This is a genomic window from Streptomyces dangxiongensis, assembly GCF_003675325.1.
GTDB classification, from domain to species: Bacteria; Actinomycetota; Actinomycetes; order Streptomycetales; family Streptomycetaceae; genus Streptomyces; species Streptomyces dangxiongensis.
Genome location: NZ_CP033073.1, coordinates 1,905,707 through 1,921,753, shown reverse-complemented (window position 1 = coordinate 1,921,753; position 16,047 = coordinate 1,905,707). Strand labels below are relative to the sequence as shown.

The 16,047-nt window shown below is 68.0% G+C and carries 11 protein-coding genes and 3 pseudogenes; 8 read left to right on the top strand and 6 right to left on the bottom strand.

Going from position 1 to position 16,047, the window contains the following annotated elements:
- Positions 1 to 33 precede the first annotated feature (33 nt).
- Positions 34 to 1,710 carry a TIGR04141 family sporadically distributed protein gene (locus tag D9753_RS08480; protein WP_121786449.1) on the top strand — a complete coding sequence of 559 codons (1,677 nt, stop codon included), beginning with the start codon at positions 34 to 36 and terminating at the stop codon, positions 1,708 to 1,710.
- A 1,173-nt stretch (positions 1,711 to 2,883) separates the two neighbouring features.
- On the opposite strand, the gene D9753_RS08475 is transcribed toward D9753_RS08480, so the two are convergent.
- Positions 2,884 to 3,819: an MBL fold metallo-hydrolase gene (locus D9753_RS08475; protein ID WP_240468086.1), complete on the bottom strand. Its 936-nt coding sequence runs from the start codon at positions 3,817 to 3,819 to the stop codon at positions 2,884 to 2,886.
- An 11-nt stretch (positions 3,820 to 3,830) separates the two neighbouring features.
- The gene (locus D9753_RS08470) at positions 3,831 to 5,156 is read right to left on the bottom strand and encodes an MFS transporter (RefSeq protein ID WP_121786447.1); all 1,326 of its coding nucleotides are present in this window, start codon (positions 5,154 to 5,156) and stop codon (positions 3,831 to 3,833) included.
- 148 nt (positions 5,157 to 5,304) lie between these two features.
- Between D9753_RS08470 and D9753_RS08465 the strand changes: the two genes are divergently transcribed.
- The 3 genes from D9753_RS08465 to D9753_RS08455 all read left to right on the top strand — a co-directional run bounded on the left by D9753_RS08465 (position 5,305) and on the right by D9753_RS08455 (position 7,659).
- Positions 5,305 to 5,511: a hypothetical protein gene (locus D9753_RS08465; RefSeq protein ID WP_121786446.1), complete on the top strand. Its 207-nt coding sequence runs from the start codon at positions 5,305 to 5,307 to the stop codon at positions 5,509 to 5,511.
- Entirely contained in the window at positions 5,498 to 6,889 is a 1,392-nt protein-coding gene (locus D9753_RS08460) for an amidase (RefSeq protein ID WP_121786445.1), read from the top strand. Before D9753_RS08465 ends, D9753_RS08460 begins: the two co-directional genes overlap by 14 nt.
- Positions 6,890 to 7,047: 158 nt before the next feature.
- Positions 7,048 to 7,659: a TetR/AcrR family transcriptional regulator gene (locus tag D9753_RS08455; protein ID WP_240468085.1), complete on the top strand. Its 612-nt coding sequence runs from the start codon at positions 7,048 to 7,050 to the stop codon at positions 7,657 to 7,659.
- Positions 7,660 to 7,858: 199 nt separating this feature from the next.
- Here D9753_RS08455 and D9753_RS08450 read toward each other — a convergent pair.
- Positions 7,859 to 8,467: pseudogene (locus D9753_RS08450) on the bottom strand (nucleotidyl transferase AbiEii/AbiGii toxin family protein).
- A 61-nt stretch (positions 8,468 to 8,528) separates the two neighbouring features.
- Here D9753_RS08450 and D9753_RS08445 point away from each other — a divergent pair.
- Positions 8,529 to 9,298: pseudogene (locus D9753_RS08445) on the top strand (transposase).
- A 1,159-nt stretch (positions 9,299 to 10,457) separates the two neighbouring features.
- On the opposite strand, the gene D9753_RS08440 reads toward D9753_RS08445, so the two are convergent.
- On the bottom strand, positions 10,458 to 11,465 hold the full coding sequence (locus tag D9753_RS08440; RefSeq protein ID WP_163010657.1) for a hypothetical protein: 1,008 nt from the start codon (positions 11,463 to 11,465) through the stop codon (positions 10,458 to 10,460).
- A gap of 1,366 nt (positions 11,466 to 12,831) precedes the next feature.
- Between D9753_RS08440 and D9753_RS36450 the strand changes: the two genes are divergently transcribed.
- Both D9753_RS36450 and D9753_RS08430 read left to right on the top strand, forming a co-directional pair.
- Positions 12,832 to 12,981 (top strand): hypothetical protein, encoded by a 150-nt coding sequence (locus D9753_RS36450; protein ID WP_163010656.1) that lies wholly within the window; start codon positions 12,832 to 12,834, stop codon positions 12,979 to 12,981.
- Positions 12,982 to 13,280: 299 nt separating this feature from the next.
- A pseudogene (locus D9753_RS08430) lies at positions 13,281 to 13,842 on the top strand (transposase); the annotation flags it as partial.
- Between the two features lie 20 nt (positions 13,843 to 13,862).
- On the opposite strand, the gene coaD reads toward D9753_RS08430, so the two are convergent.
- Together coaD and D9753_RS08420 are read right to left on the bottom strand one after the other, a co-directional pair.
- Complete coding sequence (gene coaD, locus D9753_RS08425; RefSeq protein ID WP_240468438.1) at positions 13,863 to 14,348, bottom strand: pantetheine-phosphate adenylyltransferase; 486 nt, start codon at positions 14,346 to 14,348, stop codon at positions 13,863 to 13,865.
- A 282-nt stretch (positions 14,349 to 14,630) separates the two neighbouring features.
- The gene (locus tag D9753_RS08420) at positions 14,631 to 14,990 is read right to left on the bottom strand and encodes a hypothetical protein (protein ID WP_121786441.1); all 360 of its coding nucleotides are present in this window, start codon (positions 14,988 to 14,990) and stop codon (positions 14,631 to 14,633) included.
- 707 nt (positions 14,991 to 15,697) lie between these two features.
- Here D9753_RS08420 and D9753_RS08415 point away from each other — a divergent pair.
- Entirely contained in the window at positions 15,698 to 16,018 is a 321-nt protein-coding gene (locus D9753_RS08415; protein ID WP_121786440.1) for a helix-turn-helix domain-containing protein, read from the top strand.
- Positions 16,019 to 16,047 lie beyond the last annotated feature (29 nt).

The window sequence follows — 16,047 nt, the reverse complement described above, 5'->3', positions numbered from 1 at the left end:
ACCGGTGACGTACGCGACCGACTGGAGACACACATGGCTCCCAGCACGTCCCTTCGCACCCTCTACCGTCTCGTCGACGTCGTCCCGAACCGGGACGGCATGCGCGCGGCCCTCGACCACGAGCAGCTTGCGTCGCTCGACGCCGAGTTCCACGATGCCCACCACGAAAGGCTCCCGGTGCCCTGGCTGTTCCTCAGCGCTGGAATCGAAAAGGAGAAGGCGGCCTGGTGCGACGAGATCGCCCGCACCACCGGATGCGACGTTTCCGAGCGTGTCCGGAGGACGGCCGCACTGCTCATGCTCGCCGTCGACGGGGAGGTGTACGCCATCGGGTACGACCAGGGGTACCGCCTGATCCCGGACCGCCTGAAGGACCGGCGTTTCGGGCTCCGCTACGCCGCACGCCAGGTCGACCCGCTGCAGGTGAGGGGCCTCATCGCGCACACCATGGGCGAGGCCAGGACCGACATCGCCCTCGTGCCTGGCGGGACGTCCGTCACGCGCTTCGGCGTGCGCGAGCACCAGCAGTTCGTCACCAGCCTGCGTGGCGTCCTCCAGTCCAACGGTCTTACGCGTGCCCAGAGCGGCAGAGGCGTCACCGTCAGCGTGGAAGGGGGTGCCGGACTCCGGCTTCCGCTCGGGATCGAGCCGGCCGACCTGGTCGCGGACATCCGGGAGATCGCGCGGGTGTGCCGTTACGACTCCCCCGATCCCGCGCTGGAATTCGTCGAGCACATCACGCCGGTCAAGGACACGGCAACGCTGGCCCTCCTTGAGCAGGAGCTCGAGGCTGCGTTGGGCGATCCCGCCGACGGACGGATCACCCTGGGGGTCCCCGGGGACCACTGGACGTACTACCAGGCTGCTGGCGCCGTCCAGCTGAGGATCGACGGCTGCGGTGTCACCATGGGGGACGCCTTCGAGCTCGACCATGTGCTGGACCGGCTGCGCACACGCCCGGCAGGCGGGCGCCTGGCCGCGCTTCGGCGCAGCACCGTCACCCTCTACTGTCACCAGCGGGCCGCTCACGAGGACCGGCTCGTCGCCACACCCCTGCTGCGGTGGATCGAGGCCGGTATCTCCCTCGGGGAACGACGCTTCCTCCTGATGGACTGCGAGTGGTACGAGATCGGGGCGCGGTACCTCGCCGCGATCAAGGACACCGTGACACGGTTGATCAACCGTCCTCCGTCGGTGGAGCTGCCTGCCTGGGAACCGGGCGAGAAGGAGGACCTGTACAACGAGTCGATCGCCCGGATGGGGGACGGCTACGTCTGCCTCGACCGCAAGAACGTAGGCAACCCGCTCAAAGCTGCCAATGAGGTGGAGATCTGCGATGTCCTCACACCTGACAACACGCTGGTCCTGGTGAAGCGCGCCCACCGGTCTGGTCCGCTCAGCCACCTTTTCAGTCAGGGGCTGGTGGCTGTTCAGATGCTCAAGGAGTCGGCCGAGGTGCGCGCGCAGTTCGCCCGCAAGGTTTTCGAGCAGAGCAGGGGGAGGCGCATCATGCCCCTCGACTTCGTCCCCCGGCGTCTCGTGTTCGGCATTCTCTTGAAGGATGGTACGGAGGAGTTGACCCCGGAGACGCTGTTTCCCTTCTCCCAGGTGACGCTTGTCGAGACGGCGAAGACACTGCGGTCGTGGGGAGTGGAAGTGGAGGTCGTCGGCATCCGGGCAGCCCCTTCGCAGACTCCCCGGGCTGCATAGTTGAGCGTCACGGTTCGTACGGGTCAGGAGCCACCGCGGGGCGTCCCGAGATGGCTGCGCGTGACAGCGGGGCCGCTGAAGTGCAGCTTGCCCGGGTCCCCTGAAGACGTAGGTGCACAGGTCGGGATGCCGACACCGGTCGGGTCGGAGACCCTCTGCCAACGTCGGACGGTTCCGGTCCCCGTTGGATGACATGCAGTGTGGTTTCGGCGATGCTCCTGCCGGAAGCGCATTGTGGAGCTGGTGGAGTCGGCCCCGATGTCTCGATCATGGGACTCCTTGAGGAGCTGGGGCGCGAGGTCGTTGGCCCACTCCGCGGCCCAGATTCGGAGAGCGGCAATGGTGGCCTGCCTCCTCCACACCGTAGGCGGCGAGGCTTGGTCGTCAGTCCGCTCGGCGCCCGTGACGTTCGCCTGCAGGTCCTCGTGGTCGAAGCGGCCGCGGGCGTGGCGGCGGCCGACCTCCTCGAGCTTGGCATCGGACCAGCAGTGGGAGATGCGATCGGGGAGGGCATGGATCTTGGTCTCGACTGTCGGCTATGACGCTCGTTTGACGCTCTGGGCGTCCGTATACAGACCGATGAGCCGAGAAAGTGCATCTGACCTGGGCTTTTCTGTGACCCGCCCAGGCCAACGTCTTTCCGATGACGCATCACGTGGAGTGCGTGGCGATTCTGGAGCCTGCTGGCAAGGGTGCCTGACCTGCGGTTTTGTGGTCTGGGTGGATTGCTCGACCTGTTTCCCTCTGTGTAGCGGGTCGGGCAGACGCACTGCTTGTTCAAACTCGCCTGACCTGCGGGTACAGGGTGTGGCGGGGTTCGTACGCCTGATGTCGGCGACGTGCATTCGTCACTCTTGACGCTCGGTTCGTGAGACTGAAGCAGGGTCGCGTTGCTTGGCCCGCCAGGGGCGAGTGGGGCCGGCAGGTTGCCCTCGTTCGCGACGCGTCGGCGTGACTGTCGCCCACGAGGGACAGCCGACAGCCGGCTTACGCAAAGGGCGCAAGCCGGTGATCGGTCATAACTTCTTCCGGCCCCCATCGGTGACGACGGAGCGCATGCCGGAGGAGTCTCATATCCGCTCGCGGGCCGTCCGGTCGCGGGCGCCCAGGACGTCACCCGCACGGACTCGGTGCGACTCGGTGCGTGGCCCGTCCCGGGTGGTCCGATCCGCTTCAGCCGCCGATGGGCGTGACCCCTGAGGGGGCCGGGGCCAGTCGGTACCCGCCGTCCTCGTGTCGCACGTGTCCGGCGGTCGGCGGCGGGAAGTGGCTTCCCAGCAGGAGAGTTGACGTACCGGCCAGTGAGCCGAGCACCTGGTTCCGGGTCCTGGCCGCGAGTTCGGGAGCGACGTCCACACAGCTACAGAGCTCCGGATGCGCTATTTGGACCGGGTGGTGGATGCTGTCGCCGGTGACCAGTGCGGTCTCGCCACGGCTGCTCAGTTCCACCGCTACCTGCCCCGGTGTGTGGCCGGGGGTGGGCAGCAGACGGATGCCCGGCGCGACGTCCGTGCCCTCGTCCGCGACATCGATGAGGTCGAACAGACCTGCTTCCCGGACGGGATGGACCGAGTCCCGGAACATCTGTCGACGCGCCTCCTCCATGTCGACACCCGCCCAGTAGTCCCACTCGGTGCGTGAGATGAGATAGCGCGCGTTCGGGAAGGTGGGCACCCAGGCGTCGCCCTCGGCACGCGTGTTCCACCCCACGTGGTCGGCGTGGAGGTGGGTCAGGACCACGACGTCAACGTTCTCCGGCGCGAAGCCCGCCGCCCGTAGCCGTGCTTCGTAGTCGCTGTTCAGGTTGTGCCAGGCGGGGTTGGAGCGCCGCTTCCCGTTTCCGATGCCGGTGTCCACCAGCACCCGCATGCCGTCCACCTCGACGGCGAAGCTGTGACTCGCCAGGCGCAGAACGCCTTGTTCGTCGGCGAATTCGGGGCTCAGCCAGGGAGTCCGGCTCACGAGGTCGGTGGTTGCCCCGGGCAGCAGCCACGGACCGGTCCGGGCGGGCAGGGCCACTTCGTCGATGCGTCGTACGGTGTGGTTGCCCACCGTCCAGGAAGAGGCGGGGGGAGTAGTGGACTTGGTCGTTTGCGATGAGGTGAACACGAAGACCTTCCTTACCTGTTATGGGTCGCGAGGACGGAGATGTCTGGGGCGGGTGTGTCCGGTGAGACGGATGTGTGGTTGCTCGTTGCCGGGCGGGAGTGGGCGTCCGCAGACGGTGTCCGGCGCCGACTGCGCAGCGGCGCGGTCAGCGTCGCGACTGCGACGGTCGCCAGTACGGCCACGCAGCCGGCATGGGCCAGTGCTGCCGCACGCAGTCCGAAGCCGGCGGTGAGGGCGCCGGCGCCGATGGCGGGCAGACTCATCGCCAAGTAGCTGAGTACGTAATAGGAGGCGAGCGTGCCGCCCTTCTCCCGGGCCGGTACCGAGTCGACGACCGCGCGCAGCGCACCCTGGGAGACAGCTCCGAAGCCGAACCCGGCCAGCGCCGCCCCGGTGAAGAGAAGTACGGGGTCGGTGAGATAGAGGGCACCCAGGGTCAGGAGGGCCGCCGGAATCACCGCGCAGCTCCCAAGAAGAGCGGAGACGTCGGCACGCATCCTGCGCGTGAAGTACACCGTCGGGGCGGCGACGGCCGTCAGCGTGAAGAAGACCAGGCCGCCGGCGTATTCGGGTCCGTCGGGGGAGATGAGCCGTGTGAAGCCCGGCCCCAGGGACGAGTAGAAGCCGCCGAGTGCCCAGACGGCGACGACGCCGGCGCCGTTGAGCAGGAGAGCGTGGGCGGCCGCCGACGGCAGCGCCAGGCGGGGCCGCGTCGAGCGCAGTGCTCCGGGACGGCGGCGGACGGTCTCGGACGTCGAGACAAGGGCGATGGCCTGCGCGGCGAACACGGCGATCAGGGCCGCGTACACCGTGATCGTCGGAACGGGGGCGAGGCGCACCATGAGGGTGGCTGCCAGGACGCCGGCCGCCATGCCCGTCACCGGCGCGATGCTGTTGGCCAGAGCGGGGCGACCCGGCCGGGCGGGATCTTCCAGGTCGAGGAGAGCCGCACCTGCTGCGCTGGTCGCCGCGCCGGTCGCGATGCCCTGCAGCACGCGGGCGCCGATCAGGGTGGTCAGGCCGCCGGCCGTCGCGAACAGTGCCATGGAGGCGACCTGGACCGCGAGCGCGCCCAGGAGCACGGGGCGGCGTCCGACATGGTCGGAAAGGGTTCCGGTCGTCAGCAGTGCGATCAGGAGCGCCAGAGCGTAGGCGCTGAAGACCACGGTGATGTCGAGGGACGACAACTGCCACTGAGCCTGGTAGTGGGGGTACAGCGGGGTCGGCGCGCTGGATGCGGCGAGCAGCGCGATCAGGATCGAGGTGTGCAATGCGAACGGCAGGCGTCCGGATGGGGAGGTGCGGGGAGGCGCGAGGCCCGCGGGGACGCTCTGCATGAGGGTCCTTCCCGTGCTAAAAGCGATTGGTTTGCTTTAAGGCACCGTAGATCCTACGATCGACTAAAGCAAACGATTCGCGTTTACGATGGTCGGAGGTCCTGTACCAGCCCCGGCCCGTCACGCCGCACAGATCCGGAAGGAAGCCATGACCGGCGAACTCACCCCCCAGGAGGCAGCCCGAGGGGCGCTGCGGGCGGGGCTCCCCCTCGGGGACGGCCGACACGAAGGAGTGGCCATGACGGCCAACCACATCCACTCCGTGATCAGCACGTTGCGCGAGCTCGATTTCGGCGAGACCCCTCCCGCGTCCTCCTACCGAGCCGGACAGGGGAACGCCGATGCAACCGTTTGAGCTGTCGCTGACCGAAGCCTCCCGTGCGGTGCGCGCACGGGAGCTGTCCCCCGTCGAACTCACCGAATCGGTGCTCGCCCGTATTGCCGCCGTCGAAGGACGGCTGGGCGCCTACGTCACCGTCGCCGCCGACGCGGCCCTGGCCGCAGCGGTCCGCGCCGAACGGGAGATCTCCGGAAGCGGACCGCGCGGGCCGCTGCACGGGATCCCCATGGCGCTCAAGGATCTGATCGACGCAGAGGGGATACCCACCACGGCTAGCTCGCACGTCCGGGCAGGGCACGTGGCGGAACGCGACAGCCGGGTGGCCGAACGGCTCGGCGCCGCCGGGGCCGTCCTCCTGGGCAAGACGCACACGCACGAGTTCGCCTACGGCCTGACCACTCCGCAGACGAACAACGCCTGGGACCACAGCCGGGTTGCGGGCGGGTCGAGCGGCGGCTCGGCGGTAGCTGTCGCCGCCGGCGGGGCGACGTTCGCCATGGGCACGGACACGGGCGGTTCCATCCGGGTCCCCGCGGCCCTGAACGGCGTCGTGGGCCTCAAGCCGACCTACGGCCTGGTCCCACGCACAGGCGTGACCTCGCTGTCCTGGTCCCTGGACCACGTGGGCCCTCTCACCCGCACCGTCCAGGACGTCGCGCTGGTGCTGTCGGCGACCGCCGGCCACGACCCGCGCGACCCGGCGAGCGTGTCCGGCCCGATGCTGGACCGCTTCCCGGGAGGCGACCTGCGAGGACTGAAGGTCGGCGTACCGCGGAACCACTACTTCGACCGGGTCACGCCCGAGGTCGAGGAGTCCGTACGCGGCGCGATCGAGCGGCTGGCGGAGCTGGGGGCGGAGCTCGTCGACGTCGAGATCCCGATGGCGCGTTACATCCAGGCCGTTCAGTGGGGGCTGATGGTTCCCGAGGCCACCGCCTACCACGAGCGGTCGCTGCGGGCTACCCCCGACCTGTACGCGGCGGACGTTCGCATCCTGCTGGAGGCCGGCGAACTCACCTCTGCGGGCGACTACCTCCGCGCCCAGCGGGCCCGCACCATGATGCGAGACGCCTGGGCTCGCATGTTCGACGGAATCGACGTCCTCGCCGCGCCGACGGTGCCGATGACCGCCGTCGAGGCGGGGCAGGAAGCAGTCGAGTGGGCTGATGGCACGACCGAGGCCGTGTCGGACAGCTACGTCCGCCTCTGTGCCCCGGCCAACATCACCGGCGTCCCGGCCCTCACCCTGCCGGTCGGTCACGACCGCGCCGGACTGCCGATCGGTATGCAGCTGATGGCGCGCCCCTTCCACGACGCGACGGTGGTCGGTGTGGGCCGGGTCTACGAGGAGTCGGTGGCCGGCGCGGGGCGGCTTGCTCCCCTCGCTGCCTGAGGGAGGGCGGACGTTCCAAGCCGACATGCGGTTGCGTCGCCGCAGGGGCGTCCGCCGTGCTCGGGCGCCCGGATACGTAGCCCTGCGGGTCGCCGACGCCTGTCATCGGCTAGAAGCAACAAATTCGCATTAGGGTGGAGGTCATGAGTCCCAGGCCCATGGCCCGCCCCGGCGGGCGCAGCGCACGCGTACAGGAGTCCGTCCATGCGGCGGTACGTGAACTCGTGGGGGAGGTGGGCCGCGACGCGCTCACAGTCCCGATGGTGGCCACTCGGGCGGGCGTGACCCCCTCCACGATCTACCGTCGTTGGGGCGACCTGCAGGAACTCCTGTCCGACGTGGCCGTCGAACGACTGCGCCCGGAAACGGATCCGGCCGATCTCGGAAGCCTGCGGGCCGATCTCGACGCGTGGGCGGAACAGTTCCTCGACGAGATGGCCTCGCCGCCCGGGCGTGCCTACATCCGGGACGCCCTGCTCGGCGACCCCGACGGCGCCAATGCCGGTCAGTGTTCGGCGTATGCCGCAGAGCAGATCGACGCCGTGTTGGCCCGTGCGGTGCAGCGGGGGGAGCCGGTGCCCGAGACGGAACTGCTGATCGACCGTGTCGTGGCGCCGATCATGTACCGCATCCTCTTCCGCCCTGGCCGACTGGACGCCGCATACGCGCGTGAGCTCGTGACGAACGCCGTGTACGCCCTGCAGATCGAGGCCGGTGCTCGCCCCACCCAGGCCGCCGCCCCGCGGCGCTCGAAGAAACCCGACAGCTGACCACTTCGCTCATCGGGCGGTCTGGCCACCGGGCCGTGGAGGCCAAGCGGCTGGCTGTACTGGCAGGGGTCCCGAAATCCCCAGCAATGACCGACTACTGCCGCGGACAGCAGTGTGAAGGGGCGGATTCTTGCATGGGACGCTTCGGAAGAGTCGGCTCCGAATGATCGTTCGTAGCTGTGATCTTTCCGGGGCTTGGTCAGTCGTTGTCCGGAGCACCGCCCTCTTCGAGGAGACGAGCAGCGAGGTCGTCGGCCCATTCCACAGCCCATGCGCGGAGAGCGGTGATCGTGGCGTCATCGAGGCCATAGGCAGCGAAGGCTTCGTCGTCGGTCCACTCGGCGCCTGTGAGGTTCGCCTGTAGATCCTCGCGCTCGAAGCGGCCTCGCGCGTGACGGCGGCCGAACTCTTCGAGCTCGGCATTTGTCCATCGCCGGGAGGCTGCGAACACGTCGATCAGGTCGCGGGGCGCTCCGCGGTCGGCGAGGGCGCGGACCTTGGTCCCGATCACGTCCTCCTCCGCGAGGGCGGGCCCGTACGGGCTTTGGGTGACTGGCCGCCAGAAGATTTCCTTGAGGATGTCGACTTCGCATTCCTCCCCGGTGGCCGGGTCGGACACGGTGAAGCGGGCGGACAGCGGGGCGGTCTCCAGCGCGTGCACCTTCCGGCCGCGGGCTACCAGGCCGGCGCGAAGCGCGGCGGCGATGTCGGCCATGGGGGCCGGGTTCTAGGTGGCGACGTCGAGGTCCTGGCTGGGGCGGTTCACGAGGCGGTGGGCCCGCACGGCATACCCGCCGGTGAGAACCAGTGGATACGGGGAACCTAAGGGCTGTCCCGTAACTGCTGGTCACAGGTGAGATGATCTTGCCGTGTCTGGTGTGATCACGGCGTCGGAGCCTTCCTGGATAGCCCCGTTCACCGGGCTGAGCCCGCGGCAGTTCGGCAAGCTGGTCACCGCGCTGCGGCGGGAGGGTGCGGATCCGGTCCGCAAGGGCCGGCCGTGGAGCCTGCCGCTGGAGGACCGGGTCCTGCTGGTCGCCGCGTACTGGCGCACGAACCTCACCCTGCGCCAACTGGCGCCGCTGTTCGGGGTGTCGAAGTCGGCCGCGGACCGCATCATCGACCACCTCGGCCCGGCGCTCGCGCTGCAGCAGCGCAAGCGGTTCCGCAAGGACACCATGCTCATCGTGGACGGCACCCTGGTCCCCCCCGCGACCACCAGGTGGCCGAGCAGTCGAAGAACTACCGGTACTCCACCAACCACCAGGTCGTCATCGACGCCGACACCCGGCTCGTCGTCGCTGTCGGCCGACCACTGCCCGGCAACCGTAACGACTGCAAGGCGTGGGAGCTGTCCGGCACCAAGGATGCCGTCGGCCACACCACCGTCATCGCCGATGGCGGCTACCGCGGCACCGGCCTGGTCATCCCGCACCGCCGCCAGCCCGGCCAGGCCGACCTCCCCGAATGGAAAGAGGAACACAACGCCTCACACCGCAAGGTCCGCGCCCGCGTCGAGCACGCCTTCGCCCGCATGAAGACCTGGAAGATCCTCCGCGACTGCCGCCTCAAAGGCGACGGCGTCCATCACGCCATGCTCGGCATCGCCCGCCTGTACAACCTCACCCTCGCCGGGTGACGAGAAAACAAGCAGGTCACCAGGCACGTCAAAGATCATTTACGGGACAGCCCTTAGCACCGGACGGAATCCTCCTGGCTGCGAAGGAACTCGGTATCGATGCCGTGGATATTGCCCATGTCAGCGACTCTCCACTCGACCTGCGTGCTGTTGTTGGCGCTGCAAGTCGCGGTACAGCAGCGGCTTGGGGACCCATGCACGACCAGGCGGAGCGTGCGGATGTCGTGTTGTCGGGGTCCCTGCAGGCACTTGATCTCCTGTCCATCGGGGACGTCGTGAGCTAACGCATCACATTTGGCCCTGGCCCAGGGAGGTTAGTTGCCGCCAGGGCCGGGAACGCCCGAGGAGTCGAGCTACTCGTACGGCGCATCGCAGAGCGAGGCGATGACTCCGGTGTCTGAGGCTGGTTGCTCACGCACACATCCATGGGAAGGCCGTGCGGACGGACAGCAAGTCGAGGTCGAGGCAATGGCGGGGTCTGATGCCGGCTTCCGGAGATGTTGTTGCTGGCCGACCGTCGAGAACGGCCGAGTGATCGCGTTGCGGTCGATTCCGAGGACGAGACATGTGCTGACTCTGGCGAGGGGCGGGGAGCACGGTTCGGAGCCGTACGGTTCGCCATCGAGGGCCGTGGACATGGACCGAGGAGGGACGCGGCGAAGTCTGAACGAGGGAAGACGCCTCGCGCGCCCTCCGGCGAACACTCCATCAGGCGGCGACCGAGTGTCTTCACCACAGACCTCACGGACCGGCCGCGCAGCGGCTTGCACCTTGACGAAGGCCGTTCAGGCTGCCGCCACGACGCCGACTCCGGTCCGACCAAGAGCCAGCCAGTCGCCAGCTCCCAGCGGTGGTGGACTCCAGGCGTGTCTGGAGGGTGCGTAGGCGGGCGACCACGGCGACCAGGATCCTCCGAGCATGCCCACTCCGCGGGAATCGAAATCGGCTGACCTCCAGCCCCTTCTGAAGGCCAGCGACGGCGGGTTGCCGGCCGCCCCGCGTTCAGAGGTCGTCGCCAGTGGCGGCCTGGCGAAGCCTCCGGGGTGTCCGAACGGCCGATGGTCGCGGCGAAGAAGTCGCCCGATTGCTGGTGGCGACTGCCGCCTTGTGGCCCTGACGCTGCCCCAACTCGCTCCCGAGGAATCCCGGCACGGATGGTTCAGGAGCGTACCTGAGCCGTGTTGGTGTTCTGGTCGGGCACACGGGCCTGGCGTGCAGTGCGACGTGGTGACAAGGGCATCTTGTTACTGTCCGGGGCGGCTGATTCGTGCTGCACCTCGGTGAATCTGCGCACCGAGCCAGCGCGGACGACTTCGGGCATACGCTCGTTGGGTCGGAAGTACGCCATCTCCCAGACCCCGTCAGAGATCCATAGATTCCAGGTCTTGAGCAGCAGCCCCAGTTGAAGTGAGCTGACAGTGTTGCCGCGCCGTGGCCGGGCCGGATTCTGAAAGTATCGGCGGACAACCCATCTGGGGTCGGCTGTGTCCAGGTGGGCTCCGGAGATTAGGCCCTGGAAGAAGTCGTCCGCGTGTGAGGTGCTCCCGCCGTCCCGGTGGACCAGGTACGCGCATGCCAGTGACGCTGCGGGGGCGGAGTACACGCCGCTCTTCAGGGCGGTCATCAGTGGCAGGAAGTCCGGCAGGTCGAGGTATTCCGACTGGAAGAATCTTACGATCTCGGCGTTGGTGTAGACGACCGAACGCCATGCGGGCCAGGCAACCTTCTTGCCTTCGGCGTCGTAGAGTCGCAGCAGCCGGACGGTCGAAGAGATGTCTTTGCGGTGCCGCTCGACGCCCACCAGGGACAGCGCGGTGGCGGCGGAGCGCGCCTTGCCGCAGTCCATAGTGGTGGCTGTCTGATGTGGCAGGTCCCGGGCGACAAGGAAGCTGCGGGGCGTCTTGCTGATGATTACCGCTTCGAGGCGGTGCTGTCCCTGGATTGCGGCTCCATGACCGCACAGAGACAGGACGTCGGGGTTGTAGTCGTCCCAGCTACCGCTGCACATGTCACGAGCGAGCCGCCGGGCGTGAGAGGAATCCAGCTTGCGTGGGTTGCAGCCGTGCAAGCGGGTCTTCTCAAGGATTTCGGCTGCTGCAGCAGGCGTGACGACCTCGCGTACGAGATCAGGCAGCGCTACGGTAGCGGGCGCGGCGTCTTCGATCACGGTCAACTCCGGTTACGTGCTGAATGCGGGGCGAGCCGGAGTGGTTCACCGTGCGGACTTCTACGAGCGATCGGGTGACCGTTCTCCGAATTGGCGTCACTTGGCGCGATGACCTGAAGCGCGGGCAGTGACGCTGCGGCGATGTGTCACATCGGGCAGCTTCATCGCCCGCAAATGCCTAGCTCATCGAGCATGCGAGACGTTGTCGCAATAGTGACGGATGGTGCACTGTCAGTCGGTGATGACACGCATGGCAGCGGCAGACAACCGTCCACGTACCGAAGGAATAACGAGAGTGCCGTCCTGGACTGATCGAGGAGCCCGTCACGCCACCGGCCGCTGGATCCGATTCCAGGGCGGCTTCCGTCGGCCCACGTTCGACTTCGACCCCGATGACGGGGAGCGGGCCCACCGAACCACCGACCTGTTCATCGACCAGGAGAGGCGCCCAGAGGCGGACCACGTGCCGGAACCGTAGGGCGACGCGGCGACGGCGGAGGTCATAGCGCACTCGGGTGTGCTGTTTCGCGACTCTGCCAGGACTGGTGCACCACGCTGTCGACCGGACCGGAGACTGCACGGGCAATCTCTTCAGCGTCAGCAACCTGCTCCAGGGCCTCTCCGGGATCGTCCAGAAGGCGGAGGCCTCCGGGCGCCACCGACGGACGCGTCCTCGACGGAGAGAGGGACCCTCTGGGTGCCCACAACGGCGATCCGGCACGGCTGACGAACGTGGTAGCCCTAGCCTTGCCGTGGCAGTCGAGCAAGGCCGACCAGGCTGAGTTGACAGGGCGGTCCGGGGCCAGACGGAGGACACTGCACTCGCTCCCGCCCCGGGACAGTTCGATGCGGGGACGATGGACACTTGGCTCGACACCTGTCCGGCGGGGTGCTTCTCCTCGATTGGGTGGCTGGTGTCACCCACATGGGCGTGCAGAGCGACGTCCGGCATGGGCCCACTCTGCCCTGGGGAGCCCGAGCCCGCCTTCGAGTCCGAAATCGTCCGAAGCTGAGCCCCCATCTCGCTGGTGCGGCCTGACCCCCGTGGCTGGTGCGCCCGTGGCATCCAAGGTCTCGGCGCCGCACTGGGGCGCCGGTTGCTCGACAACGTCCGACGGCTTATGTCCGACGAAGCTGGAGGGCGCCACCGAATTGTGCTGTCACCAGTTCAATGGGCGCCGACTGGAGCGTGGCGAGGGCCACAGAGCATGTCGGTGTACTGCGTTGGCTCGAAAGAGCGTTGGCGATCCGCCGAACGCCTCGACCTCGTTGCGTCCTCGGACGTCAGCCCCGAAGACTGCGAAACGCGATCTCGTGCCGGCTGCGGTGCCCGGATCTCACTCTCTGGGTGGTGTGGCAGACTCGCGTGACGCTCAAGCTCCGGAATTTCACTGCGGAGAGCCAGAAGCATTGTTTGACCTGCGACTTCTTTGGCGGCATGGAGTCGTACACGATTCCGATGACGCATCACGTGGAGTGCGTGGCGATCCTTGAACCTGCCGAGAAGGGCATCTGACCTGCTGCTTTGCATTCCAGGTGGTCGATTCGACTTCTTTTTGCCCGTGGAACGCGGCGGCTGAGGTTCGCCTGTGCAGAACGGTCTGAGCTGCAGCTTCAAGGGCTGGCGCGGGTCTGGCGGGCGACGTCGCGATGCGGAATGCGAATCCTGACGCTCGAATCGGAAGTCTCAACCTCACGGATCTCTGCGGCCCGGGCCGTCAGCACGGGGGCAAGGACTCCGGCTCGGGCGTCCTGCTGCACCTCCCCGGCGGTGGTGCGGGCTGCTGCCTCGGTCGCACGCACCTGGGAACCGGCCCACCGTCGAGGGTGCGGCCACAGGGCGGCGGCACGCAGGACACGCCTGATGAGACGCTGTTCGCGGCCATCATCTACGTCCTGGTCAGCGGGTGCGCTTGGCGGGCCTTACCACCCTGCTTAGGGATATCGAAGCCGACGGCTCATCGGCGCTTCCTGATCTGGTCGAGGGCCGGAGTCTGGCGCCGGCTCCACGGGGAGATCCTGCACCGGCTCGACGACGCCGGCCTCCTCGATCTCTCACGTGCCGTCCTCGACTCCGGCCACGTCCGCGCTATAAGGGGGGCGAACTCACAGGTCCGAGCCCCGTGGACCGGGGCGAACCCGGTTCGAAGATGCACGTCCTGCCGGACGCGAACGAGCTGCCCCTCCTCGTCGGCGTCAGCCCCAACGCCTCCACGCCGACAAGGCCTACGACATCCCCCGCCTGCGGAAATGGTTACGCGGCAAACGGATCGGTGCCCGCATCGTCCGCAAGGGCGTCGAGTCATCGCAACGGCTCGGACGGCGCCGGTGGGTGATCGAGAGGACGGTGTCCTGGCTGACCGGCTACCGCCGACTCAACGACGCTCGTCCGCCTCATCATTCGGGGGCACGGTCCTGTTGACTCATCGCGGTGACGAGGGTGGAGGAGATGTGGGCCAGGGCGGGGTCCGCAGCGATGAAGAACGTTTCGACTCCGGCCAGTTCGTGGTTCATGCGGGCCATCGGCATTTCGTAGTCCAGGTCGGTAACGCCGCGGACTCCGCGGATGACGACGTCGATTCCGCCTCGGCGGCAGTAGTCGACCAGCAGGCCGCCGGTGTGGGAGTCGACCGTGACGTTGCTCAAGTCAGTTGCTGCCGCGCGGAGCCGGTCCAGCCGTTCCGTGATGGGGAAGCGGCCGGTCTTGTTGGCATTGAACATCACGCACACGACGACCTCGTCGAACAGGAGGGCAGCGCGCCGGAGTACGTCCTCGTGCCCTTGAGTGACCGGGTCGAAGGATCCTGGGAAGAGGGCTCGCATGATCGGAAAGAGTAACAAGCGGCCGCCCTCGGCAGTGAAGTGCCAGGGCAGCCAATCCACCAGGATCAAGCGCGCGGGCGAAGCCCTGGTACGCGGCGGAAGCCGACACCCGTGGACGCGCGCCCCATGGTGGAACCAGTGCGCTGAACGCGGGAACGACCGCCGGGCGCTGACGTCGAGAGCACCCGCCGTACCGCCCCGGGGCCGAACCGGTCCCGGGCACGGTCGGCCGGCGGCCTCGATGAGACGCGCCTTCTCATCGGCCGGGTTCAGGGCGAACGCGTCTTCGGTGAGGCCGCTCTTCCTGGGTGGCGCGGTTCTCCTGGGCCACGTCGTGGGCGCTCAGTGGTCGGAATAGCTGAAGTCGCCCACTGTCCAGGCGCTGACGTCCTCGATCGCGACCCGGTACATCCCGCCCGTCTCCGGGATCCCCACCTGGCCCTGCAGGATGCGGGCGACGTGGAAGTGCAGATGAGTGGGCGGCCCGTCCTCCTTCACGGGGGTGTCGAAGACGGCGGAGAACTCGCCCAGGCGGGCGGAATCCCTCAGCACGTCCGACACTCTCTGCCTCCACACTGTTTCGGGAGCCAGGCGGCCGGTGATGACCGCGCCACCGGTGACTACGGTCAGGGACATCTGATTGCTTTGCGCGGACTCCACCAGGGCGGCGACGTCAACGAGCAGCTTGTCAGGCTTCGACATGGGGCTGATTGTATTCACTGGCCGTCCGGTTGCCTCCGCGGTGGTGCTATCGGGCAGGACGAGCGCTCACGGTCCGGCTGGGATCGTGAACGGCGGTGTGCGGCCGCCCCCCGTCGTGGCGCAGGTCCCCGTGCCGTGCCTGTCGCCATCCATGGACCGGTCCGGACGGACCGGTCGAGGCGGATCCTCATCTGGGGGCGCGCCAAAATCTGTGCTCGCCGGAGTAGACATTGGGTGGCGGCGTGGGTATGGTTCCTCTCGTAGCCGAGATCGAGTGAGGCCCCGGCGGAGATGAAGTGCCGGGTAGTAGTACAAGCAGTGCCGTTCGCAGGACGGTGCGGTGGTGGAGTTCCGAAGCCAGAGCGGTCGCAGGACGGTGACGGGACTGACGACCGGACCGGGTGGCCCGCAGTGATCAGGGGCTACCGTGAACCAAGTAGTTGATCAAGAGGGAAGAACGGAGGAGCCGAGCGCCATCAGGATCGCCCGGGCGGAAGTCTTGGACCCGGGTACCGCAGGACATCGATAGTGAGGTGGTCTCCGGTCGAGCAACCGCGATCCCCGCGCCCCCGACAGCGTCTCGGTCGGGTCCGCGGAAACAGAGGACCGGCGCAGTAACAGGGCCGGCAGATGGTGTAGCAGTTCCTTCGGGGCCCTGGTGCCGGTACGGCGCCGGGGCCCCTCGACGCGTTCCGCGAAGAGGTGCGATGACAGCGGACGACTCGTTCGGCCGTCTCGACGACGACTACCCCGCCTACACCATGGGCCGGGCCGCCGAGATGCTCGGCACCACCCAGGGCTTCCTCCGCGCCATCGGCGAAGCCCGCCTGATCACCCCGCTGCGCTCCGCGGGCGGCCACCGTCGCTACTCCCGCTACCAGCTACGCATCGCCGCCCGCGCCCGGGAACTCGTCGACCACGGGACCCCCGTCGAGGCCGCCTGCCGGATCATCATCCTCGAGGACCAGCTTCAGGAAGCCCGGCGCATCAACGCCGAACACCGCCGCGCCACCGAATCAGCTTCGTGAGGCGGCGCGACGCGCGGGGCCGGAGGCCG